This window comes from Saccharobesus litoralis (assembly GCF_003063625.1).
In the GTDB taxonomy this organism is placed as follows: domain Bacteria; phylum Pseudomonadota; class Gammaproteobacteria; order Enterobacterales; family Alteromonadaceae; genus Saccharobesus; species Saccharobesus litoralis.
The window spans coordinates 2,553,798-2,578,167 of sequence record NZ_CP026604.1 but is presented as its reverse complement, the minus strand read 5'-3'; the positions used below and the strand labels follow the sequence as shown (position 1 = coordinate 2,578,167).

Genomic DNA, 24,370 nt, shown 5'->3' with positions numbered 1-24,370 from the left:
CAGATGAAAACTGCCATTACACTGATTATTGTGACCTTACTGGTACAACTGTCCTCTGGCATCAACTACGTCACCTTTCCCGTGATCCTGAGCCTGCAAGGGATCAGCAATATGTTAATTGGTATTGCCATGTCATTTGAAATACTGGCCATGCTGATGCTTTATTCGCAGCTCGCGCGTTTAATTCAAAAGTTAGGGTTATTTTGCACGCTAGTTATTCTGTCATGCTCACGCGCTATCGCCATTGCTTTATTGGCGCATAACGATAATTACTTATTATGGCTTGCTGGTATTTTTGTTTACGGCGCCACCACAGGCATGCTGATTGTATTAATTCAAACTTGGCTGGCCAGTTTTACGTTAGGTAAATCAAAAGGTTTGTTAATGGGCTTATTCTCCTCGGCCTTATCTAGCGGCGTGGCCTTAGGTCCGGTCGTTTTGCAATCTTTACCAGCAACGATCAATCGCTTTTACTTTAACTCAGTACTGATTTTACTGCCGATGTGTTTAATGCTGTTTTTAGGTGGTCAAAAGCAAATTTTCAGTGTGGATAGTCAAATTCGCGTGCGTTTTATTTATCGCCACGCGAAAATCATTTTATTCTCAGCACTAGTTGGCGGTATTAGTTTTTACGGCTTGCCCAACTTCCTGACGTTATACGGCATAAACAGCGGTTTGAATGACCAGCAAGCCACATTACTCATGACAGCGTTTATGATGGGCAGCGTCATTTTAGGTATGTTGATCAGCACTTGCTCTAGCTTTATTAATCGCCAAAGTTTGGTGTTGCTTTGTGTATTTGTCGCGGTAGTTTGCGCCGTCTTTTTATCGCTGGCCGTGTATGCTCATTATCTATTTGCTCTGTGTTTATTGTTTATTTGGGGCGGTTGTATGGGGGGAATTTACGCCATGGGGTTAACCGTAATAGGCGAACGCTTTCATAGCCAAGATCAAATGTCGAGCAACATGAGTTACACCTTAATGGATTCATTAGGTGGCATTTTAGGCTTGGTACTCATCGGCCTATTTATCGATTTATTAGGTAACGACGGCATGGCTTACGTTATTGTCGCGGCAGGGTGTACATTCTTAATTTACACTGTACAGCAAATGATTGGCCGGCAAAAAATGTTTGAATGAAATTGAGCGTTTTTATAGCAAATAAGGCTACAAGCCTTTACTAATGAGGCATTGGTTTTTAAAACCAATGCCTAAAAAATAAAAACAAGCTTAAGACGTTAAGTTTTCAAGCTCGGTAATAATCGTCATAGCTTGCTCGTTGCTATCGCCACATACATCAATATCTGGCTTAAAATGACTACACACTGCGGGTCGCTCAGGTTGGCCAAATATTTTACACAAGTTATTTTCATCTAACTGAATACAGCGCACACCGGCCGGTTTACCATTCGGCATTCCGGGGATACTGGCGGAAATAGAAGGCGCGATGCAGCAAGCACCACAGCCGAGTCGACACTGCATAAATTAAATCCAGAAAGTAAAAAGCCGAGCTAAGCTCGGCTTTTTATTATAAACAGAATGAATGGGGAACTATAACTCACCCATGGCATTCTTCAATTTTTTCATTGCGTTCTTTTCTAACTGACGAACACGCTCAGCCGATACACTGTACTTAGCCGCCAACTCTTGCAATGTCATTTTGCTATCGTCGTCTAACCAACGAGCACGAATAATATCTTGGCTACGCTCATCTAAGGTGCGTATTGCACTTAATAAACGTGTATTAGCGTGATCTTCCCATTGCTGACCAGATACACTCTCAGCTACGTCAGAAGATGAATCTTCTAAGTATTGAGCGGGAGCAAAAGAGGCAGAACCGTCATCGTCATCAACCGGTAAATCAAAAGTTTGGTCTTGGCTGCTCATGCGCGATTCCATTTCCAATACTTCTGATGTTGATACACCTAAATCTTCCGCTACGGCTTTGACTTCGTCTTGGTTAAACCAGCCTAAACGCTTTTTCGATTTACGTAGGTTAAAGAACAATTTACGTTGCGCCTTAGTGGTAGCAACTTTAACAATACGCCAGTTCTTTAATACGTATTCGTGAATTTCAGCTTTAATCCAATGAACAGCGAAAGACACTAAGCGCACACCTACACTAGGGTCAAAACGCTTAACCGCTTTCATTAAGCCAACATTACCTTCCTGAATAAGGTCAGCTTGAGGTAAACCATAACCAGAATAGCTTTTGGCAACATGCACAACAAAGCGCAAGTGCGACATAATTAAGCGCTGAGCAGCTTCTAAATTCTGGTTATCATATAAATCTTTTGATAGCTCGCGTTCTTCTTCAACACTTAGAACAGGGATGCTATTCACACCTTGAATGTAAGAATCTAAACTGCCGACCTGAGGTACGATAGCTAATGCTGTTGTAGTCATGCAGAACTCCTATTTACTCTTAACTCAAATTAGACAAAAACAGTTTTTTGTCTTATCGCTACCAACCCTTATGTGGCGTGGCTTAGCGATCATTTATCAACCTATGATTAGCACTCTAACAAATAGAGTGCTAAGAATCTAGCACTCTACTAGGGAGACTGCTAATTTTTATCGGATTTTATTGGCATTTCATCACATTATTTTTTAAATAACAGTTATAAGCCTTATTTTATATGGGCTGTAGCCGTGGTTAGATCTTAATTATCACTATTATTAATTTTTAATAACGCTTTATTTTAAACAAATGACTTACATTTAGTTCACACATAGGAATATACTCATAACCCTGCCGTTACATAATTCTGCTACATGCGACGCTTTTCGATTGCAACATTACTAGCTAAGCTAGCCTTCCAGTCGAACATTAGTTGTTAAATTAGACACTAGTTGAGTAGAGCTCTGTAATTGATAAGGACTGCAATTCAGATACAAACATCATTACCACTCCTGAATTTGGAGTGTGATGTAAACTCGGTTTTATAGGTTTATTTAAGTTTATGGAAACATACGTTGCCCGTCAGGCAATACTCAATGACAAAGCAGAAGTAATCGCTTATGAGCTGTTATTTCGAGATGGGGTAGAAAACTGCTTTCCGGCAGATATGTGCCCAGATCAAGCCACATCAAAAATATTAACCCAAAATCATTTAATGACTGGGCTGGAAACGATTACCCAAGGCAAAACCGCTTTTGTTAATTTTTACGAAGATACCTTGCTTCATCGCTTCCCGACATCACTCGATCCTGAAAATACCGTGGTTGAGATATTAGAGTCAGTTCCCATCAGTTCTGAGTTACTCAAGGCTTGTCGCCATATAAAAAAGCAAGGCTATCGATTGGCATTGGATGATCATGACTTTGACCCCAAATGGGATGCTTTTTTACCTTATGTCGATATAGTCAAAATCGATGTACAAGATTTCACCTTGTTACAAATTGCTAAATACGTTAAACGCATAGACGGCTCTGGGGTTAAACTATTAGCAGAGCGGGTAGAAACCCCTCAGCAATTTGAACAACTCAAAATGCTCGGGTTTGATTATTTTCAAGGTTACTTTTTTGCTAGACCGGAAATAATGAAACGTAAAACATTAACCAGCAATAAATTAAACTTACTAGAGCTTATCAGTGCTTCATGCTCAGAGAAAATCGACATTGAAAAAGTATCTGACATTATCGAGCGTGATGTTGCGTTGTCATACAAACTACTACGCTTCATTAACAGCTCGGCGTTTGGTCGTAGTCAAAAAATCGGCTCGCTCAAGCACGCTTTAATTTATATGGGTGAAGCCGAGCTGAAAAAATTCATATCCTTACTTGCGCTTGCCAACTTAAATGATGAAAAGCCAAATGAATTATTGAATCTTTCAGTTGTACGTGCACGCTTCTGTGGCTTGCTGGCTCAGCAAAGAGGGGATAACGAAAACCCACCGACTGCTTTTTTAACCGGTATGTTCTCATTGGTCGACGCCATGCTAGATGAAGAAATGGTGTCATTAATTGAAAAGCTTCCCGTGCTAGATGAAATAAAGCAAGCGTTAACGCAAGGTGTTGGCAAATTAGGTATGTATCTACAATTAGCAAAAGACTATGAAACCGCTAATTGGTCAGCTGTAGAATCCGGTGCCGATGACTTAAGCTTATCCGTTGATATTGTTGGTAGTGTATACAACCAAGCGATTGAATGGCTTGATACGGTAAAAGTACAAGCAGGTAGTGCAGCAGCATAGCTGCACCTACCTTAAGTATAGCTATATTTAAGTTGCCTGCGGCTCTATTAATTTGATTTGCCGATGCACAACCCACCAAGAGCCAAACAACCCCAGCGACATACTAATCAATAATAAGTGCATCATATCGCCAGCGCTTAAACCCTGTAAGGCAAAATCGGCTTGATATAGCTGTGCTAATCGCTCAATGGCAACACTAATCCATAACAACATAAGTTCAATCGCGATCCAAGCAATAACACCGCCAAAGAAACCATACCAAATCCCGGTAAATAAAAACGGTCGATGAATAAACGCATCGGTAGCCCCGACCAATTTTAATACTTCAATTTGCTCCCGTTGATTAATAATGGATAAGCGAATGGTATTACCAACAATCAGCACAACTGAAACAACTAACAACAAAGCCAAGCTGGTTAATGCGTCATTTATTAAACCGACTACCGCCTCCAAGCGACGTAACCATTCAATATCTAACTTACCGAAATCGACTTCTGGCAGAGCTTCTAACTCTTGTTTGAGTTCTCCTGCCAAGCCAGGTGAGGCATATTCCGCTTGTGGGATCACAATTAGCACATCGGGTAGCGGGTTTTCACCTAAATACTGTAAAGCATCACCAAACCCTGATAATTGTTCAAATTCCGCTAATGCTTTTTGGCTTGAGATAAATTCAACACTCTCGACTTGCGCCATTAATTCGATTTGTTTAACGGTTTTTTCTAGTTGGGGTTTAGAAACATGTTTATGAAAAAAAAGTGAGATTTCAGAAGCGGATTCCCAATTACTTTCGACCGATTCGGCGTTTTTCACCACCACATACAAAGTAGCAGGCAAAGTTAAGCTAACGCCTAAAACAGCAATAGTCAGTATAGACGGAATAGGATCTCGCCAAATTTCGCCTAACGACGCTAACCATTGCCGAATAAAACCAACAATCGCACCAACAAAGCGTTGATACAATGAAACACGCTGGCTTTGTGCTCCCGACTGCTGACGCTCTTTAAACAAAAAACTCATAGCTCAGTCGCCTCCGGTCCCAAACCATCGTTAATCATTCGGCCATGCTTTAAAGTTAAAGTGCGGTATTTCATGCGGGCAATTAACCCTAAATCATGTGTCGCAATTAATACGCTAACGCCTACCGAGTTAAATTCTTCGAATAACTGAATAATTTCCATCGACAATTTAGGATCGAGGTTACCCGTCGGTTCATCGGCTAACAGGATAGGTGGTTTAGTGACAACGGCACGAGCAATACCCACGCGCTGCTGTTCCCCACCCGATAGCATCACAGGGTAATAGCGACTTTTATCCAACAGCCCGACTTTATCCAATGCCGCATGTACCCGTTTACGTATTTCTTTTGGGCTATAACACGCGGCAATCACCATAGGTAAAGCCACATTATCAAATACTGTTTTGTCTTGCAGTAAGCGGTAGTTTTGGAAAATCATGCCGATATCACGGCGAATATAGGGGACATGTTTGCGGGCGACTTGCGTTATATCGTGGTTATTGATCCACACTTGGCCTGCTGACGGGCGTTCCATTAATGAAATCAGCTTAAGTAGCGTACTTTTGCCCGCACCGGAATGACCGGTTAAAAACGCCATTTCTCCCGCTTGCAGGTGAAAGTTCACTTTTTGTAATGCTTGGTGTCCACCTAAATAGGTTTTTGACACTTCCTCCAATCGGATCATGATAGCATCAACTTTTATTATCTATAGTCTTATCCAACAAGTTTAGAGAGCACACTTTGCTTAACACTAAATTCGATAGTTTTGACTATTATTTTTATGTAGCAATACTATAGCGGCACTCGGCCGCTAAATTCAAAACTTAGTCGTTAATTTTATTCAGTTGTTTGATCAAATAGCGCATCGATAAAGTCATTACTGTTGAATGGCCGCAAATCATCAATTCCTTCGCCAACACCAATGTAGCGGATCGGCACTTTAAACTGGTCAGCTATCGCAAAGATAACCCCACCTTTAGCGGTACCATCTAACTTAGTAATACTGATCCCCGTCAAACCAACGGCTTCGCTAAATAACTTGGTTTGGCTAACAGCATTTTGGCCAGTTGCCGCATCAATGACTAGCATGACTTCGTGTGGCGTATTCGGGTCAATTTTTTTCATTACGCGCACGACTTTTTTCAATTCTTCCATTAAATGCGCTTTATTTTGTAAACGCCCTGCTGTATCCGCTATTAATACATCAACATTTTTCGCTTTCGCTGATTCTAAAGCATCAAATAATACGGAGGCGCTGTCAGCGCCAGTGTGTTGTGCAACAACTGGAATATCGTTACGCTCACCCCAAACTTGTAATTGTTCAACCGCTGCCGCTCGGAATGTATCACCCGCGGCTAACATAACTGACTTTCCTTGTGCTTGGAACTGCTTGGCCATTTTACCTATGGTGGTGGTTTTACCGACACCATTGACCCCAACCATTAAAATAACAAATGGCCCGTCATTATTTTCAACACTCAGTGGTTGATCAACCTCGGTGAGAATATCAGCCATCTGTTGTTTTAAAATGTCAGATAGCGCTTCTGCATCTTTTAAATCTTTGCGCTCGGCCCCTTGCTGAACGTTGTCCATGATTTTCAAGGTGGTTTCGACACCGACATCCGCCATTAATAACTGAGTTTCAAGCTCTTCATAGAGCTCATCATCAATTTTTTTACCTTTAAACAGACTAGCAAAACCAGAACCTAATGAGGCTTTAGTACGGCTTAAGCTCTTTTTCAATCGAGCAAAGAAGCCCAGTTTTTCTGGTTGCTCGTCTACCTTATCATCCGACTCTGAGCCAACAATTGGGGATTGCTCAACATTTGCGACTTGATCACTAGGCGCTGTTAAAGGATCAGACTTAGACTTAACCTCACCTCGATTATCTTCTCTATCATTGTTTGCGCTAAGGTCATTGTGGCAAGTGTCGTTGGCAGGCGCAGCCTCTACAGCCTCATCTGATTCAATAGAAGATGTTTCAGTAACAGCTTGCTCTACGGCCGCTTTTTCTACCGCTTTTTCTTCAGTTTTCTCAACCGCATGATCATCAGGTTCAGCGCTGTTTGATTGCGGAGTTTCATGTTCGACAACTGCAGTTTGACTGTCTTTTTCCTCAACTTCGTTTGCTTCAGGCGTGCGATCGCGGCCAAACCAACCGAAAAAACCTTTTTTCTTAGACATTAGGCGTTAGTCCTAAACTTGGAAATATAAACTTTGACCTGCTGCAATGACAGTAACACTAAGCAAGTTTAGCGTAGTCGGCCACAGGTATAATTGTTAGAATGCGGCTAGTTTACCACGCCAACCAATAAGACAAAAACTTCACTATGGCTAGATCTCGGCAAAATACCAAAAAAGCAACTCAATCTGGAACCGTACGCATTATCGCCGGCCTCTGGAAAGGCAAAAAATTAGCCGTTTTGGATAGCCAAGGTTTACGCCCTACAACAGATAGAGTAAAAGAAACCTTATTCAACTGGCTAATGTTTGATGTTGCGGATAATCGAGTATTAGACTGCTTTGCAGGCTCAGGCTCTCTAGGTTTCGAAGCCTTGTCTCGCGGCGCGGCACATGTCACTCTAATAGAAAAAGATAAACAAGCCGCTCGACAATTAACCCAAAATGCTGACTTACTAAATCCCAATGCGTTACAAGTTATTCATAACGACAGCTTGCAGTTTATTGCACAAAATAAACAAGCATACGATCTCGTCTTTATTGACCCACCTTTTCGGTGCGGCTTAGCCGAAAAAACCATTCAAGCACTAGTTGATAATCAAGCATTAAATAACCAAGCCTTAGTTTATGTTGAAACCGAAAAAGAGTTAGCAAGTCCATTTTGGCCTGAAGATTGGCAATTAATCAAAGAAAAAAACGCGGGGCAGGTGTCCTGCCGCTTATTTAAAGTGAATACTTAGCCTAAGCCTAAACCATATAAACATCAAAACGGTTCTTCTTAGCGCTGATCACATGGCTTGGTTTTTGTTGAGCCAAAGGTTCAGCGTATTCTGGCCGTTTGACCACCACTCGTTCAGTTGCACTAGCCAAAGCTGGCTGTAATAAACCATCCGCATCTAAGTCCGCACCGACCAACGACTGAAAAGATTTCATTTCCTTTTTAACCGCCGCGGCTTTCTTTTTATTTTCAGGATGCGGATACATAGGATCTAAATATACAACTTGCGGCTTATCTTGCGCTGACAACAATGCAGTTTGCTGCAAATAACTTAAAGAAGATTGATTAACTAACGCCATACGCTCGGCAATATCGCTAACCGTTGGTTCCGCTTTGGCTCGCCGTAAACCATCGCTCAGCAAGGCGGCAACCACAGGGTGACGCTCTACTAATTTAACCTGACAGCCTAGCGCTGCTAGCACAAACGCATCACGGCCTAACCCAGCCGTTGCGTCCAATACCCGTGGCCGCTTGCCCGATTTTAAACCAACGGCTCTAGCAATTGCCTCTTTTTTGATACTGACTTGCAAGCGTCGGTAGTCTGATTGTGGACTGCTAAAGTCAACCCAAATAGCGCCCTGCTTAGCAATTTCCGTCTGTAACAAGCGTAAACTGTGATCTTGCCAAATTAATTGAAATGGCAGTTCAGTTTGCTTGCTTAAGCTAAGGTTAAACTCGGCGATAAGCGCAGCAAGGGAAGCAGGAGGTGTCTCGGCATCTGGCCAATATAAACTTACATTCAGCAATCTCAGGTACCTAATCTATTTTTCACTACACATAATTGTCGCCGACACTCATAGCAATCACTTGGCTTATTTCTTGAAAGCTCAAGCCAGACTCTTGTTGCCATACATTAAAAGCATCTTGCGCCGCATTTAACGTCTTATTAGTCCCTATGCCGCCATCAATGATTTTTTGTGCCCGTAAATACGCCTCAACATCTTGGCTAAATAAAAAGGTATCTTTACCTAGTTTACGTAAAGCATAAGGCCCTGTATTGCCACCTAAACGTGAACCATTTTTCTTTAAGTAACGCCACAACCCCACAATATCATGCGTTGGCCACTCAGCAAGCCACTTAGCCGCTGAACCATGCTCTAGCTGTAATTCATGCAAGAGTTGAGCATTTTCACGAATGGACAACACTTTACGATAATTACGAATAATCCGCTCATCACTGGCTTTTCGCTCCAACATTTCTGCTGGCATCATAAGGATTTTTTCAATATTAAAATCAAAAAAGACCTCTTCAAACCCAGGCCATTTTTGCTCGACCACCCGCCACACAAAACCAGACTGAAAGACTTTTTTCGACATTTCAGCAAGCAATTGACTATCATCATATTGCGCAATTTGTTTGCTGGATAGCGGCTTGGCCACTCGAGCCATGACACTGGCCTCACCACCCTTTCGTTCGGCAGCGCGCTCAAAAATAAACGTAAATTTTTCCATTGAACCCAATATTCTTTGCAAAAATAATGATTTACTGCGACGACTATGCTATTAATTTGCTATTCACATAGGGTCGAAGATCGCTAAGTTCCTCATTAAAAGAAACTGCAATCAAGTTTTAAATTTCGGGCAGTATAGTGAGTTCATCGGCAATTGTAACGCCGTGAAGCATAATCGAATATATTACACTGTTTATCATGCGCATTTTTCGTTCTGCCAAACCATTATATTTACTATTACTACTCGTTTTTATACCGAGCAAAGCTTTTGCAGTTGACCCTGTTGTTCAACGTCAAGCAGAATTGCTTTTCCACGCGTTATTTATGGTAGATTGGCCTAATTCTAAAGCGCCTCAACTTAATTTATGCGCATTAACTAGTTCGTCCGAGTCTGTCGCACACGTACTGGCCAGTAAATATGGCTTATCCAGTAAACGCCAACCTATTCACGTGCACTTTAGTAATTCAATTAAAGAGGCACTGAATTATGATCGTGAATTTGGCTGCGATATTTACTATTTAGATCCCATTTTTAGTACCTTTAATTTTGGGACAATCACTGAGATGAGCTACAGTCGAGCCATATTGACTCTGGGTCACGGTACGTTATTTATTGAAAAAGGCGGCATGTTAAGCCTAATTGGCGAACAAAAACGCGACAGTCATTTACAGTCTTCAACTCAGTTTCGTCGAGCTCGACTACTCAAAGTTGATGAGCGCCTCATAGCACGCGCCAAAAAATTCTAGGGAACTCAAGGTGAAAAAATTTATTGGTATAGCCGCTGGGCTGAGTCTGCTCATTCTCATTATCGGTATATTGGCCGGTAGTGGATTGAAAAGCCAAGCACTAAAAGTAGCCGAGCAGCAATGGAAATACCGCGTACATTACAAAAGCCAAAGCTTTGTCAATTTAGTTGCTGATACTTTAAATCAGGAATTTAGATTGTTAGAGCAGGTTAAAAACCTGATTAAAATAGATCCCAATTTAATCCAAGCTGAGCAACCCAAGTTGTTCGCCTTACTACAAGAATTACAGCAACAAAAAGCCCTAAATAATGAAATAGCTTTGGGCCTTTATCAAATTGCTGATCAACGCGTTAGTCCATTTTGGCAATTTCAAGCTGCTGAAAAGCTTACCGCTAGTGCAGCTGAGCGTACCGCCCTGCGTTTAGCTTTATATAAAACCAGTAAAACACCAAATGCTATCCACTATACCCATTTGCCTGAGTTTTCCGACGTTGAAGACAATGCTTTACTTAGCCTAGCCTTTGAAGCACACAAGCAAACTCTGATTTTAGTTTCTGTGGTTAATATTTCGATGCTAGACACCGGCTTAACCTACTTTTTCAAACCTCAAGGGTTTGAACTGGATATCCACTTGCAACAAGAAGACAAGCAACTGTTTAAATTGTCTATTGGTGAGCGACAAGTGACGGATTACCCCGCTACAATCAAAAAAGCCAACCCTATTGGCGAATGGCATTTTAATGTAAAACCCGATGCTGACTTTGCTGGTGGCATTAACACGGATGTAGCCAGTACCCGCTTTACCCTGGCTTTAGTGTTAAGCCTAATACTCATTGTGATTGTTTGTGCTATTGCGTTTTTAGGCGGCGTAGCCGCAAAAGCATTAGAACGCTGTGCAGCGCAGTTAAAAGCGAGTCGCGAGTTAACGCAATACTTGCAAAATAATTTAGAAAACAACGCTGAAAATACCATTAACGGCATCTTACTGCCTAAAATTGCCGAAAAAGTCACCAAGCCTCTCAGTAAAAGTATTTCAACAATTAGCTCACTGGAAGAAGTCGCTTTTATATTTAAAGAGAAGTTAGAGAGCAACAAAGTTAGCCGCAGCCAATTGAACAGTTTTGTCGAAAATACCACCCAAATATGCCAAAACTCGGTGCAAAATATTATGCAATCGACCGAGCAGCTGTTTAATATTGCCAAGATTTGTGAATATCAACAAACAGACACGGCTGAAAAAATCACCCTAAAATATTATATCGACGAGATGATTTCGCTGTTACAACCGCAGCTACAGCGTCGTGAACACAAATTTATCTTAAATATTCCTGAAGACATTCGTTTAACGATCAGACTAGGCAGTCTCAGCTTAGTATTAACTCATATCGTGCTGAATGCGATCCGTCATGGCTTAGCGCGCAGTGCTAAAGGCGTAATTATGATCGAAGCGCTTAAAGGGCCAGAAAAAGGCATGATTTCTCTTCGCGTTGAAGATAATGGCTGCGGGATTGACGAAGCTTTATTAGCCGATCTATCAAAAGGATTGGACAGTAGCAAAGCAGTTGGCCTCAAACTTTGTGCACAACGAACCGTTAGTCATTTACACGGCAGTATTAAAATCGAAAGCAAGCAAAGTAAATTCACCCGTGTGACCTTGTCTGTGCCGCGTAATGGCAAGCCGAGACCACCGGCCGCATCAGGTGAAACCGAAGCGAAACCCGCTGAACAAGCCCAGTAAAAGTTAGGCTGAATTCACACTTTAATACTTCAAACTAGGTTCAATCATCCGCATATAATATTTTCGACTTATGACACAATTATTTGTGTTAAACATTGGTTAAATTTTGCTAGATCTTTAGCGAAATAATCAGTACATTGTGCGCCCAAATTAAATGACTTGCTATTTAAGTCGAATTTTTCCACATCAACAAAATAAACAAAAATCAATAAATATAAGAATAAAAAACCAATAAAAACAACAACTTAAAACAAAAACACAACTAGTTAACAGACTTATCCCCAGAATGCATTTTTAGATACCAACAAAGTTATCCACAACCTGTTGTCATTTTGTGCACCTGTAACTAACTTATCCTGCATAACTTAATAAGCTTAGCTGTTAGCATTTTGTTAACCTTATAAACAAAGGTCATTAAATCTGAGTTAGTTAACTGTTTAGCTTATATACAATTAACCAATAACCGCCTGCATTAATTGGCAATGGAAAAGGGCTTGTGGCAGACTTAGCGCCATCTAACTACAAGTAAAAAAATGCACCTCTATGCCTGCAATCCCTGAAAATCCTCTTGTTCTTGTCGATGGTTCTTCGTATTTATTCCGCGCATACCATTCACCACCTCACTTAACTAATTCCAAGGGTGAACCAACGGGCGCGATTTACGGTGTTATCAACATGCTGAACAGCCTAATAAATCGCTTTCAGCCAAGTCATATTGTGGTGATATTCGATGCCAAAGGTAAAACCTTCCGCAACGATATATATGCTGATTACAAAGCTAATCGCCCTCCTATGCCTGATGATCTACGCAGCCAAATAGCCCCATTACATGAAGTCATTAAGGCAATGGGCCTACCACTAATTTCCATCGAAGGTGTTGAGGCTGACGACGTAATAGGTACTCTTGCTAAGCAACTTAGTGAACAAGGCCAACACGTTTTAATCAGTACTGGCGACAAAGACATGGCGCAACTGGTGAATGACAAGGTAACCTTAATCAATACCATGACAGATACCATTTTGGACACTCAAGGGGTTATCGATAAATTTGGTATTCCGCCGGAGTTAATTATCGACTATCTCGCTTTAATGGGTGACAAGGTCGATAACATTCCTGGCTTACCTGGGGTCGGAGAAAAAACCGCCCTCGCCATGCTGCAAGGTATAGGCAGTATTGAACAGCTATATCAAGACCCTGAAAAAGTGGCGACTTTAGGTTTTCGCGGTGCGAAAAGTATGCCGAAGAAACTTATCGAAAATAAAGAAGCGGCTGAGCTGTCCTACACATTAGCCACTATTAAACTCGATGTTGAGCTTGATCTGCCCTTAGAAAAGTTGGCTAAACAAGAAGCGGACAATGATCAACTCATCAAGCTATTTGGTGAATTAGAATTTCGTCGTTGGTTAGCTGAAGCGCTAGGTAAACAAGACGGTTCGTCAACATCAACTAAATCGTCGCAGCCCAAATTATCCACAGGTAGCCCAGCCACAAGCAGCAAAATACAGGGCGACGCAGAAAAAAACACTGCGGCCATTGAAGCTGATTATCAATGCATTTTTGATAAAGCCACCTTTAACGAATGGTTAGCACAATTACAAAATGTCGATGCATTTGCCTTTGATACGGAAACCACATCTCTTAACTATATGGATGCCGAATTAGTCGGTTTATCCTTTGCAATAGAAGCTGGTAAAGCTGCTTATGTTCCTGTGGCTCATGATTATCCAGACGCACCTGAACAGTTAGATCGCGATTGGGTATTAACCCAGTTAAAACCCTTACTGGAAGATGCCAACAAAGCAAAAATTGGCCAAAACCTGAAATACGATGCGCATATTTTAGCAAATTACGATATTGAGCTAGCAGGTATGGAATATGATTCTATGCTTGAATCTTACGTATTTAGCAGTGTTGGTAGCCGTCATGATATGGACAGTTTGGCACTTAAGTATTTGGGACATAAAAACATCAGCTTTGAAGAAATTGCCGGCAAAGGCGCTAAACAGCTTACCTTTAATCAAATACCAATAGAGCAAGCGGCCCCTTACGCAGCAGAAGACGCTGATATCACCTTACGCTTACATCAGACCTTATTTGCTAAACTGCAAGCCGATAATGAACTACTAAACGTTTACCAAAATATCGAAAAGCCGTTAATTCCTGTATTAAAACAAATGGAACACCAAGGGGTTCTGATTGATATCCACCAACTGGCTCAACAAAGTCAGGATATTGCGATCCGTTTAAGTCAATTAGAACAACAAGCTTACGAAATTGCCGGTGAAACGTTTAACTTAGGCTCTCCTAAGCAGTTACAAGGTATTTTGTTTGACAAGCTCAATCATCCTATTTTGAAAAAAACGCCAAAAGGGGCACCGTCAACCGCAGAGGAAGTTTTGCAAGAACTGGCGCATGACTTCCCGCTGCCGAAGGTCATTATTGAGCATCGCGGTTTAAGTAAATTAAAGTCAACTTATACTGATAAATTACCACTCATGGTCAATAATCGAACAGGGCGAGTTCATACGTCTTACCATCAAGCGGTTACAGCCACTGGGCGCTTATCGTCTACCGATCCTAATTTACAAAATATTCCTATCCGCACAGAAGATGGTCGTAAAGTACGCCACGCTTTTGTTGCCCCAGAAGGCTATAAAGTATTAGCGGCTGATTACTCACAAATTGAATTGCGTATTATGGCGCATTTGTCTGCTGATAAAGGCTTAGTTGATGCATTCAGCCAAGGGTTAGATATTCACAAAGCTACCGCGGCAGAAGTGTTTGACACCCCTTTTGATCAAGTGACGTCCGATCAGCGTCGAAGTGCTAAAGCAGTAAATTTCGGCCTTATTTACGGCATGTCAGCTTTCGGTTTATCTCGTCAATTAGGGATCCCTAGAGGCGAAGCGCAAAAGTATATGGATTTATACTTTGAACGTTACCCTGGTGTATTAGACTACATGGAGCGCACCCGTGAGCAAGCTGAACAAAATGGCTATGTTTCAACCTTAAACGGTCGACGTTTACACTTACCTGAAATCAAAGCACGCAACCAAGCTCGTAAAAAAGCCGCTGAGCGAGCAGCAATCAACGCACCAATGCAAGGAACCGCGGCCGATATTATAAAATTAGCTATGATCAACATGGCCAAAGCCTTAGCCGAACAAAACCCGAATGACATTCGCATGCTTATGCAGGTTCACGATGAATTAGTATTTGAAGTCAAAGAAAGTTTTGTTGAAACCGCTAGTTCGCTAATTAAGCAAACCATGGAACAAGCTATGTCTCTTGACGTTCCTCTGGTTGTTGAAGTTGGTGTAGGTGATAATTGGCAGCAAGCTCACTAAAGCAGCCAACATTAAACAAATAGCCACTCGCATTGGTGGCTATTTTGCTTCCTCAATAATCCAAGCTACACTTTTATCATTCCCGAATACTTAATTGCTGATTATAGTCAAAGCGATCAGGTTTTAGGGGCAGGTTTCTCGTTCCAGACGAAACCTAAGTACTTACATCCATGTAAGCAAAGCCGTCAAGCTTCGAGACCCCATGAGCATATGCTCTATTATGTGATTGGGGCTGCCTAAAGGGATTTAGGTAGTAGGACGACGCAGGAGCCAAAGTCGAGAGTAAGCGCTGACAATGAACCATAAGACCTGAGCGAGAAGACTATATGTCTAGTACGACAACCGACTTACTCATCTATCTACTAGCTATTATTATTTACTTGGCGCCTATCAGCCTGGTAATAAATAGTAAAAAATGCCGCGGCCAAGAAAAAAACATGTGGCTGCTGGTAACCTTATTATTTTCATGGCTAGGCTGGCTGTTATTTATTTCGACCGTCAAATCATCTAAGTCAGTTAACAAAAAGCGTTAGGTAAATTCACATCGTAAGATATACCCAATACTGGCAAACGCTACCACTACCAAGCAATCACACACTATGGCTTAACTTTCTATTTTAAACGCCGATAACAATACAATCTCAGGTTGTTTGGTTGTATGAGAATGGAAAAGCTAGCACTGCAAATATTTGCTTTATGTTTTTATTTAGGTCCCATCACGTATATCGTCGCTGACCGATATTCCAAAGGAAATGAAAAGAATGCATGGTTAATCGCCACCATGTTTTTTAGCTGGTTTGCATGGCTGGTTTATGTTTCCATCGTGCCAAGGATCAAATTAAACCGTCATCGTCGTTTAGTAATGCGCCACAAAGCCAAATTAAACCAACAGCCAAGTTTACCAACCGAACCTGATTTACATTTTGAAATGGTTAAAAATCCAAGCGACATCTAAACACTAAAAACCAAACACAAATGATAATAATTATCATTTACAAAGTGGTGGTTACCTGCTAATCTTGCCTTACGTTTTAATCAACAAGGCAAACACATGTCTTTATTTCTGTTAACCGCGACTAATATTCTTTGTTTAATCTCAGTTATTTGTTTTGCAATTGCTAGCAAAGAGCTGCCATTAAGTCCGCGTGTCGCACTGGCGAGTATTCCATCCCGCCTTTATCAATTGACTGGGTTTGTCTTACTAGTGTTAGCCGCAAGTTGCGCAATCCGTTTTTTAGGCTGGTTTGCTGGTAGTTTACTAACCTTAAGTTGCTTCTGTGCGGTCGGTTATTTAGTCACATTGCCAAGTCGAATGAACGAAAAGGCCAACAGCCAATGGCTGTGATCATAACGATACCGATTTTACGTTTAGCTCTCGAAATCTGGGGGGTATCACAAGTAACGACCATTTCAATACTGTAACGTCAATCGCGTTGCTAAAAGCATGACCTAGCACAACACGCAGTCAACCAACTGCTAGTCAGAAGAAAATCAATTCTAACGCCGCCAGCCAACTTAAAGTATGATATGCCCGAGATAAATTAACGGATAGGGCAAAGTGTGCAGCCATTAAATATACAAGCCTACAGCAGTCAAGAAAGTACTAACGAATACATTATTGAACTACAAGTCACAAGCCCACCAGATTGGGATGAACTGCAGCAACCAGTAGAAGCTTTTTTAATCCAGAATGGTTTTTCTATTGTCGAGTTTATGTATGGTGCCGATCGATTTACATGGCGACTAGACTTGGCTGGGTTAACGGCTCAGTTCCATGTAGAATTGCTAACCACATCGTTTTGGTTCGAAACAGACGATAAAGTCACTTACAATGCGATAAAACTTGGCTTGTAACGCAAACTAAAGTAATAAAAAGTTTGTTTTTTTGTAACTTAAATATTTATTTTTTCTAATATAAATGTTCCTAAAGCTGAGTAAATAAGCCACTCTGTGCTATCATTGCCTACTGTAGTGATTTTTTCATAATCTAATCAAAACTATCTCCAGAGTTCGATTGCGCTTAGCTTTTATGAAACATAAGTTTATTTTTTTGCTGGTATTTTTTAGCAAGCTTGTTTTGCTTTGCCTATTCACGGCTAAAGCACTGGCTGAGCAACCTATTGCTGAATTAAGCCAAACGCAAACCAAGTTTGCCATAAATAAACAAATCTCATATGTTGAAGCCGATCCTGAACTGTCCATCGACCAGCTACTTAAAAATAGCCGGCATATCCATTGGCAACACAACCAAAATAAAACTTTATCGCTTAACAGCTCCGATAATGCCTATTGGATAAAGTTTAAAGTTAAAAATACCAGTATTAGTCGACTTGACCGCTATCTCAATATTGCGCTGCCTGTGCTAGATGAAGTCACGACCTATTTAGTTTCAGACGACGGCAGTCAAATAAAATACCTTGGCCGCTCAGGTATACATGTTCCTGTAGACGAACGAAGCGTACGTAATCGTAATTTTGTATTTCCATTTACTCTGCAAGCTCAACAACAAGCTGAAATTTACGTACGGGTAACCAATGATGGCTTCATTCAATTACCAATGACGATTTGGCAAGAAAATGCATTTAACGAAGCTGAATCATACTCCATCGCCATTATTAGCCTATTGTCAGGGCTCATCATTGCCGTAAGTTTGTACTCACTATTTATATTTACTGCGGTAAAAGATACCGCTTATGTCTATTACTCAATTTACGCATTGTGTTTTTTCGTATTCTATATCGCCTTAAAAGGCTTTGGGCATCAGTTCATTTGGATTTCAACGCCTGAAGCCAGCGAATACCTGATTATATTGTTTATGGGGTTAGCCTTAGCCGCCCTCTGTTTATTCAATATAAAGTTCCTGCGAATTAAACAACAGCACTTCTACATATACCGTTTGCTCCGTATTTTATTAGTGTCATCGCTGATTTTAGCCTTTGCTTCTGGCTTTATGCCACATATCCAACGCGTCATTGTCGGCATGGTACTCGCCGTTGTCGTCTGTTTTACGTCTATTTACGTTGCAATTGACGCGGTTAAACGCCAAGTCGATGGCAGTAAACGCTTCTTAATTGGCTGGCTAATTTTCTCTTGTGGTGTGCTAATCATGGTTGGCAACCGCTCTGGCCTAATTGAAAGAAGTATGCTCACAGAATACGCCTTTATGTTGGGGCAGCTAGCCAGCTTTATCGTTATATTTCACGCCTTAATGGGCCGTGTGCGTTTAGCGCGAATTCAAATAGTAGCAGCGCAAGATAAAGCCATGCGCCATTATCAAATGTTTCACGATATATACCAACATGCTGTTGAGGCGCATTACACAACAACGGAAGATGGCCGAATTGTGCGTGGTAATAAAGCATTTGTCGAACTATTAAAATACAACACAATAGAAGAGCTTTTGGCTGAAGACACCAATATGGCGCACTTCTATCTTGACGTAACCGCACGAGAACAACTGGTAAAGCAAGCTAAAGAATTGGGCACCATGATAGGTTACGAAGCTCAGTGGCGGCGGCGTGATGGTCGTAATATATGGGTGTCAATCAACTTACGCTATCAACCCAATACTATTGATGGCAATGTTCTTATCGGTTCGATTATTGATATTACCGAGAAAAAGCGTGCTGAAAAGCAACTTGAATTCATGGCGACACATGACGCGTTAACCGGTATTTATAATCGCCGAGAGTTTGAGAAACGCTTAAATACGGCCTTATGTGAATGTAAGCCCAATGTCTCACACACCTTGCTGTACATGGATTTAGACCAATTTAAAGTCGTCAACGATACTTGTGGTCATAAAGCTGGCGATATTTTATTGAGACAACTAACCGATGAAATGCGCGATGTCGTAGACGATAAAGGTGTTATAGCCCGCCTCGGTGGCGATGAATTTGGCGTGCTATTAGAAAATTGCATTGGTGACGCCGCCTTTGTAATTGCATATCAAATTAAACAAGTGGTACAAGAGTTCCGTTTTGTTTGGGATAGTCGGGTATTCACGGTCGGCGTGAGCATTGGCATGGTTGAAGTTAATGAAAACAATCACTCCATTGATGAAGTATTAAGTATTGCCGATACAGCCTGCTTCACCGCTAAAGAGAAAGGTCGCAATCGCATCCATTCTTACACTGAATCAGATGAAGATGTGAAACGCCATCACGCAGAAATGGAGCAAGTCACTCAAATAAATAAAGCATTGGAAGAAGATAGATTTTTCTTAGAGTTCCAAATGATTATGCCTATCGCCGAGCATGATAAATTTCATTACGAATTATTAATTCGTATGCAGGGTGAAAATGGCGAGCGCATACCGCCAGGTCTCTTCTTGCCAGCCGCGGAACGTTATAACTTAATGGCGCAAATCGACCAATGGGTTATTAATCATTACTTTAGTTGGCTTCAAGCTAACCCCGAACACCTAGAAAAAGTCGGAAAATGCGCCATTAACTTATCCGGTCCTTCGTTAGCCGACGATGATATGCAAATTTACATTTTGAATGCCTTTGAAACATATCAAGTTCCCTACGAAAAAATATGCTTTGAAATAACCGAAAGCCTTGCTATTACTCAGCTTGATAAGACTCTCGCCTTTATTAAAACATTCCGCAATTTAGGTTGTCGCTTCTCGCTTGATGATTTTGGCAGCGGTTTTTCCTCGTACGGTTATTTAAAAAATCTTCCTGTTGATTATCTTAAAATTGATGGCGCCTTTGTTAAAGACATGCTTATTGATCCCATTGATCACGCTATGGTTAAGTCGATTAATGAAGTGGCTAAAGCCATAGGCATGAAAACCATAGCTGAGTTTGTCGAGTCAGAAGAGATCTTACTTGATTTAAAAGCGATAGGCGTAGACTACGCTCAGGGTTACTTCGTTAACAAGCCGAAACCTATTGACCACCTCAAAGACTTATAAACAGTTAGAGCGTGAAATTGTTAGCATAATTACACATTAGCCCGTAGCCCTTATCGTCGTCTATTGATAAGCTATTGAAAGCTTTACTATAAATAAAATTACGCTAGGCTAACTAATGATTCAAAAAGAGCTTAGTCGCCACATTTATTCAGTCGCCTTGCTGAGGAATTTAACAATATGAGTTGCAGCCGCTTCTATGATTTATGCTTGCGCTTTTTTCTGCTGCTTGTCGGGGTATCCTTTAGCGCCAATACACTTGCCAATTTGAGTGTAAAAACCGATATTGAGTCATGGCAAACAATCGAAAACGGTATCCGTTTCGCACCTAATGTCTCACAAAACGTACAAGTTTCACCTCAGCCCGAACAGCAATTTCTTTATGTATCAAGCCCTAAAATACAAATTAACGTCCCGCAACATGTCACCCCGCTTAAAGGCGCGTTGGGACAAGTATACAAACTGACGCCAGAAACAACCGCGACACTCCAATTAACATCCCGCCTACCGGTTTTCAGCCAAATTTATCTATTGTCAGCTGAGCAACTAGTCAGTTTGCAACAACATCAAACTTGGGTATGGGGCATTATTGTCACCATTCTGGTTGTGCTAGCAACTTACGCTTTGATTAGTGGCAGTTGGTGGCAACAAACCATGCAATATTGGTTTACCGCGTTAAGCGTTACGGCCTTGTTATTTATTAGCTTACATTCCGGCTTACTGAACACTTGGTTTGGTTTACCGCAAGGCGTGGCCAGTAGCAGTTTATATAGCTTATCCATTGTGCTCATGATGTTATGTTTTGTGGGCTTAAGCAAAACGGTTTTAGTTTTTAAGCAAAACATTCAACGTTATCGTCGCTTTTTTAATATCTTAATTGTGGTTCTAGCTGCTATCGCTATTTGCACAATTTTACTGCCGACACTTTATGCTTACTATCTTTCCTTTGCTGCCTGTTTAGTTAGTTCATTAATATGCAGCTATTTTAGTTACCTATCTAGCCCACTTAAACAAGGAAAAAACTCACAACGCGGTTATTTAAGTAGCTGGCTACTATTTTCATTTGCGATTGGCTTTATGTTGATGATCAGCATTTTACCGGTTAATTGGTCGGTTAATTTCTTACTGCCTGCGGCTATAACCCTGCATATATTTAGCATGGCCTTAAGCCTAGCTGAACGTCATGTTGGCCAACTGCGTTCAACCGTATTGCATGCACAAAATCGCCGAGTGAAAGACGCATCATTACAGTATGCAGCCCTGCATGATAAATTGACTGGGCTACCGAGCCAACTGGCTTTAGAAAAGCACTTTCAACAACTCACGCAAGCCAATAAAAATCACGAAATTGCGTTAGTGGTAATTAGAATAAATAACTTTGCCCAGCTTAATCACACACTCGGGTTTAGCACTGGCGACATGGTATTACTTCAAATGGCTCGTCGTCTAAATCGCTTGCTATTAGAGCGCCAAGAAGTCATTTGTATTGAACAAAATCAAGCACAAGAGAAATTAGCTCTAGCAGCGTTAAACGGCGTGAGATTTGCCTTTTTGTTAGATGTTTCAAAACAAAGTCATTTACTGGAAAACTTATCGCTACAATTACGTCAGCAGTTACCAGAGCCGATTTCAATGGATGGTATTATTGTTGAAAATGATATTAGCTTAGGTGCTGCGTATTACCCGAACGATGGCAAAGATTTAACAGCCCTATTAAACTCAGCTCAAACTGCTCTGGATTATGGTAGCCAAACCAATCAATTATTAACCGAGTTCAGCCCAGAGCAAGAGCCCATCACCCCTGAACAAAAACAACTTGCACTCGAGTTAAAACAAGCCATTAATGACGATCAACTGAAACTCATGGTGCACCCGATTGTTGAAATCAATTATCGTAAAGTCGTGGCTGGTGAAGTCCTTATTCGCTGGCGCCACCCACAGCGCGGTTTAATTTCACCACAAGATTTTATTCACGTTGCAGAAAAAACCGGCGTCATCTACGGTCTTACACGTTGGGTATTAAGCGCAGCTATTCAAGAATTAGCCAAATGGCAGCAAGCGAATATTCAATGTCAAATTTCGGTCAACATATCCAATCGTGATCTATTGCAACATGAGCTTATTGATTTTATTGCCGGACAACTCAATAAAGCGAATGTAGCGGCAAATAAACTGATATTAGAGATCCGTGAAGGGGCTATTACAGCGGATCCGCAACAAGCACATGACGCGATAATTCGCTTAGATAAACTTGGTGTGCACACGGTAATTGATGACTTTGGTACTGGCTTGAGTGCCTTGGGATTAATTAGAGAACTGCCTCTTAAGGGCCTGAAAGTCGACCGCAGCTTTGTCAAAAGTTTAACAGAAGGCGATACAGCTAAAACCATAGTCAACACTGTTGTCGATGTGGGGCGTAACCTAGGATTAGATGTCGTTGCAGAGGGTGTGGAAGATGAAGAAGTCGAAGACAAGCTGCGTCGCATGGGCTGCAACTTATCACAAGGCTTTTTATACAGTCAGCCATTTGATTTAGCGGGTTTTGTCAGTTGGACTCAGCAATGGCAGCAGAAACAAAAACAGAAGCAGCAACAAACCATAGAATTTAAGCCTTATAACCCGCTATAGGTTTAAGGCTTAATTCTTGATATAGTCAAAGCGATCAGGTTTTAGGGGAAGCCGTCAAGCTTCGAGACCCCATGAGCATATGCTCTACTATGTGATTGGGGCGAGTAAGCGCTGACAATGAACCATAAGACCTGAGCGAGAAGACTATAAATAGAACAATTGGTCTGCTTACTCGTCTTCGCTTTCGTCGTCTTCAACCAGTTCAAGCGCTTCTGCCGACAAAACAATGCCAGTTGAGTCTGCGTATAGCATGTCTTGTGGTAAAAAACTCACCCCAGCAAAGTTAACTGGGATATTCTCTTCACCATAAGTATCATCATCAGCACCGACAGGAATAGACACTAAAGCCATAATGCCTATCTCTATTTCTTCAATTAGGTCAACATCGCGTACCGCACCATGACAAACAATACCAGCCCAATTATTGCTCGCAGCTAATTCAGCTATCTCCGCATCAATTAATGCACGGCGAATTGAGCCACCGCCATCAATAAGTAAGACTTGGCCTTGACCATCTTGTTGCAATACATTTTTAATTAAACCGTTACTTTCAAAACATTTAACGGTAACTAACGCACCTGAAAATGCCGATAACGCGCCGAAATGACTGAATATGGGCTCAACCACATCAACCATATCTGTATAGAGATCACATAACTCTGAGGTACTGTATTCCATAGCAAACACCTTTTTTTTCAACAGTATATCGCAACTAATGCTGCCGTCTATCAAAAACACCATATCGATATCGCACGCATGTTGATGTCATCATTTTGCAGCCTTTCGGTCAATAATTCGTCATATAAAGGGCCTACTCTATAGTCGATAATGACAGACAAGCCTATTAAATAGATGAATATAGTCACAAACGCAGATACCCAATTGTTTTACTGGCTTTTTGCTAGAACGCAAAATCGTTCAATGTCTTGGGTTAAACAAATTTCAAAAACTGGTGACGGCCCAATTTATACGTTCGCCGCTATCATTCTGTTTTTTTTCGCTGAACAAGGACATGCTTTTGTTGCAACCGGATTGCAAGCCTTTGCGTTTGAATTGCCGCTGTACATTATCCTAAAAAACGTATTTAAACGGGGACGACCGTCTGATGTCATTATCAGTGCTCATATCGTACCTTCTGACAAATTCAGTTTACCTTCTGGGCATACCGCAGCCGCCTTTGTTATGGCAACCGTAATTAGTTTTTACTGGCCCTTTTTAACGCCTTTTATTTTTGCTTGGGCCTGCTTAATCGGTTTATCGCGAGTATTACTCGGGGTGCATTACCCTTCTGATGTGTTTTGTGGAGCCGCTCTTGGTATGAGCTGTGCTTGGTTAAGCATTCAATTGATCTAGTTTGCTAAAGGATCGTA

At 41.3% G+C, this 24,370-nt stretch carries 20 protein-coding genes; 12 read left to right on the top strand and 8 right to left on the bottom strand.

Going from position 1 to position 24,370, the window contains the following annotated elements:
* Positions 1-3: 3 nt before the first annotated feature.
* Positions 4-1,140: an MFS transporter gene (locus C2869_RS09110; protein WP_108602642.1), complete on the top strand. Its 1,137-nt coding sequence runs from the start codon at positions 4-6 to the stop codon at positions 1,138-1,140.
* Positions 1,141-1,230: 90 nt separating this feature from the next.
* Here the strand turns inward: C2869_RS09110 and C2869_RS09105 are convergent, their stop codons facing one another.
* The gene (locus C2869_RS09105) at positions 1,231-1,482 is read right to left on the bottom strand and encodes a YkgJ family cysteine cluster protein (RefSeq protein WP_108602641.1); all 252 of its coding nucleotides are present in this window, start codon (positions 1,480-1,482) and stop codon (positions 1,231-1,233) included.
* A 69-nt stretch (positions 1,483-1,551) separates the two neighbouring features.
* The gene (gene rpoH, locus C2869_RS09100; protein WP_108602640.1) at positions 1,552-2,406 is read right to left on the bottom strand and encodes an RNA polymerase sigma factor RpoH; all 855 of its coding nucleotides are present in this window, start codon (positions 2,404-2,406) and stop codon (positions 1,552-1,554) included.
* 557 nt (positions 2,407-2,963) lie between these two features.
* Here rpoH and C2869_RS09095 point away from each other — a divergent pair.
* On the top strand, positions 2,964-4,196 hold the full coding sequence (locus C2869_RS09095; protein WP_108602639.1) for an EAL and HDOD domain-containing protein: 1,233 nt from the start codon (positions 2,964-2,966) through the stop codon (positions 4,194-4,196).
* Between the two features lie 27 nt (positions 4,197-4,223).
* Here C2869_RS09095 and ftsX read toward each other — a convergent pair whose 3' ends face one another.
* The 3 genes from ftsX to ftsY all read right to left on the bottom strand — a co-directional run bounded on the left by ftsX (position 4,224) and on the right by ftsY (position 7,395).
* Positions 4,224-5,213 (bottom strand): permease-like cell division protein FtsX, encoded by a 990-nt coding sequence (gene ftsX / locus C2869_RS09090; protein ID WP_108602638.1) that lies wholly within the window; start codon positions 5,211-5,213, stop codon positions 4,224-4,226.
* Positions 5,210-5,896, bottom strand: coding sequence for a cell division ATP-binding protein FtsE (gene ftsE / locus C2869_RS09085; RefSeq protein WP_108602637.1), 687 nt, complete (start codon positions 5,894-5,896; stop codon positions 5,210-5,212). The genes ftsX and ftsE overlap by 4 nt, the downstream gene beginning before the upstream one ends.
* 152 nt (positions 5,897-6,048) lie before the next feature.
* On the bottom strand, positions 6,049-7,395 hold the full coding sequence (gene ftsY / locus C2869_RS09080) for a signal recognition particle-docking protein FtsY (RefSeq protein WP_108602636.1): 1,347 nt from the start codon (positions 7,393-7,395) through the stop codon (positions 6,049-6,051).
* A 146-nt stretch (positions 7,396-7,541) separates the two neighbouring features.
* On the opposite strand from ftsY, the gene rsmD reads away from it, so the two are divergent.
* A complete protein-coding gene (gene rsmD / locus C2869_RS09075; protein ID WP_108602635.1) occupies positions 7,542-8,132 on the top strand; it encodes a 16S rRNA (guanine(966)-N(2))-methyltransferase RsmD in 591 nt (196 codons plus the stop codon).
* A gap of 7 nt (positions 8,133-8,139) precedes the next feature.
* On the opposite strand, the gene C2869_RS09070 is transcribed toward rsmD, so the two are convergent.
* On the bottom strand, positions 8,140-8,853 hold the full coding sequence (locus tag C2869_RS09070; protein ID WP_108605019.1) for a class I SAM-dependent methyltransferase: 714 nt from the start codon (positions 8,851-8,853) through the stop codon (positions 8,140-8,142).
* Between the two features lie 88 nt (positions 8,854-8,941).
* On the bottom strand, positions 8,942-9,622 hold the full coding sequence (locus C2869_RS09065; protein ID WP_108602634.1) for a DNA-3-methyladenine glycosylase I: 681 nt from the start codon (positions 9,620-9,622) through the stop codon (positions 8,942-8,944).
* 197 nt (positions 9,623-9,819) lie between these two features.
* On the opposite strand from C2869_RS09065, the gene C2869_RS09060 reads away from it, so the two are divergent.
* The 8 genes from C2869_RS09060 to C2869_RS09020 all read left to right on the top strand — a co-directional run bounded on the left by C2869_RS09060 (position 9,820) and on the right by C2869_RS09020 (position 23,000).
* Positions 9,820-10,368 (top strand): YfiR/HmsC family protein, encoded by a 549-nt coding sequence (locus C2869_RS09060; protein ID WP_108602633.1) that lies wholly within the window; start codon positions 9,820-9,822, stop codon positions 10,366-10,368.
* A 10-nt stretch (positions 10,369-10,378) separates the two neighbouring features.
* Entirely contained in the window at positions 10,379-12,106 is a 1,728-nt protein-coding gene (locus C2869_RS09055) for a sensor histidine kinase (protein WP_108602632.1), read from the top strand.
* Between the two features lie 543 nt (positions 12,107-12,649).
* On the top strand, positions 12,650-15,454 hold the full coding sequence (polA, locus tag C2869_RS09050; RefSeq protein WP_108602631.1) for a DNA polymerase I: 2,805 nt from the start codon (positions 12,650-12,652) through the stop codon (positions 15,452-15,454).
* Positions 15,455-16,118: 664 nt separating this feature from the next.
* The gene (locus C2869_RS09040) at positions 16,119-16,409 is read left to right on the top strand and encodes a hypothetical protein (RefSeq protein WP_108602629.1); all 291 of its coding nucleotides are present in this window, start codon (positions 16,119-16,121) and stop codon (positions 16,407-16,409) included.
* A gap of 96 nt (positions 16,410-16,505) precedes the next feature.
* Positions 16,506-16,799 carry a hypothetical protein gene (locus C2869_RS09035; RefSeq protein ID WP_108602628.1) on the top strand — a complete coding sequence of 98 codons (294 nt, stop codon included), beginning with the start codon at positions 16,506-16,508 and terminating at the stop codon, positions 16,797-16,799.
* A gap of 215 nt (positions 16,800-17,014) precedes the next feature.
* The gene (locus C2869_RS09030; protein ID WP_159084109.1) at positions 17,015-17,308 is read left to right on the top strand and encodes a DUF3630 family protein; all 294 of its coding nucleotides are present in this window, start codon (positions 17,015-17,017) and stop codon (positions 17,306-17,308) included.
* A 223-nt stretch (positions 17,309-17,531) separates the two neighbouring features.
* Complete coding sequence (locus C2869_RS09025; RefSeq protein WP_159084108.1) at positions 17,532-20,375, top strand: EAL domain-containing protein; 2,844 nt, start codon at positions 17,532-17,534, stop codon at positions 20,373-20,375.
* 177 nt (positions 20,376-20,552) lie between these two features.
* Positions 20,553-23,000, top strand: coding sequence for an EAL domain-containing protein (locus tag C2869_RS09020; RefSeq protein WP_108602625.1), 2,448 nt, complete (start codon positions 20,553-20,555; stop codon positions 22,998-23,000).
* Positions 23,001-23,168: 168 nt separating this feature from the next.
* Here the strand turns inward: C2869_RS09020 and rraA are convergent, their stop codons facing one another.
* Complete coding sequence (gene rraA / locus C2869_RS09015; RefSeq protein ID WP_108605018.1) at positions 23,169-23,678, bottom strand: ribonuclease E activity regulator RraA; 510 nt, start codon at positions 23,676-23,678, stop codon at positions 23,169-23,171.
* A gap of 174 nt (positions 23,679-23,852) precedes the next feature.
* Here rraA and C2869_RS09010 point away from each other — a divergent pair, with 174 nt between their 5' ends.
* Entirely contained in the window at positions 23,853-24,353 is a 501-nt protein-coding gene (locus tag C2869_RS09010) for a phosphatase PAP2 family protein (protein WP_108602624.1), read from the top strand.
* The last annotated feature ends 17 nt before the right edge of the window (positions 24,354-24,370 follow it).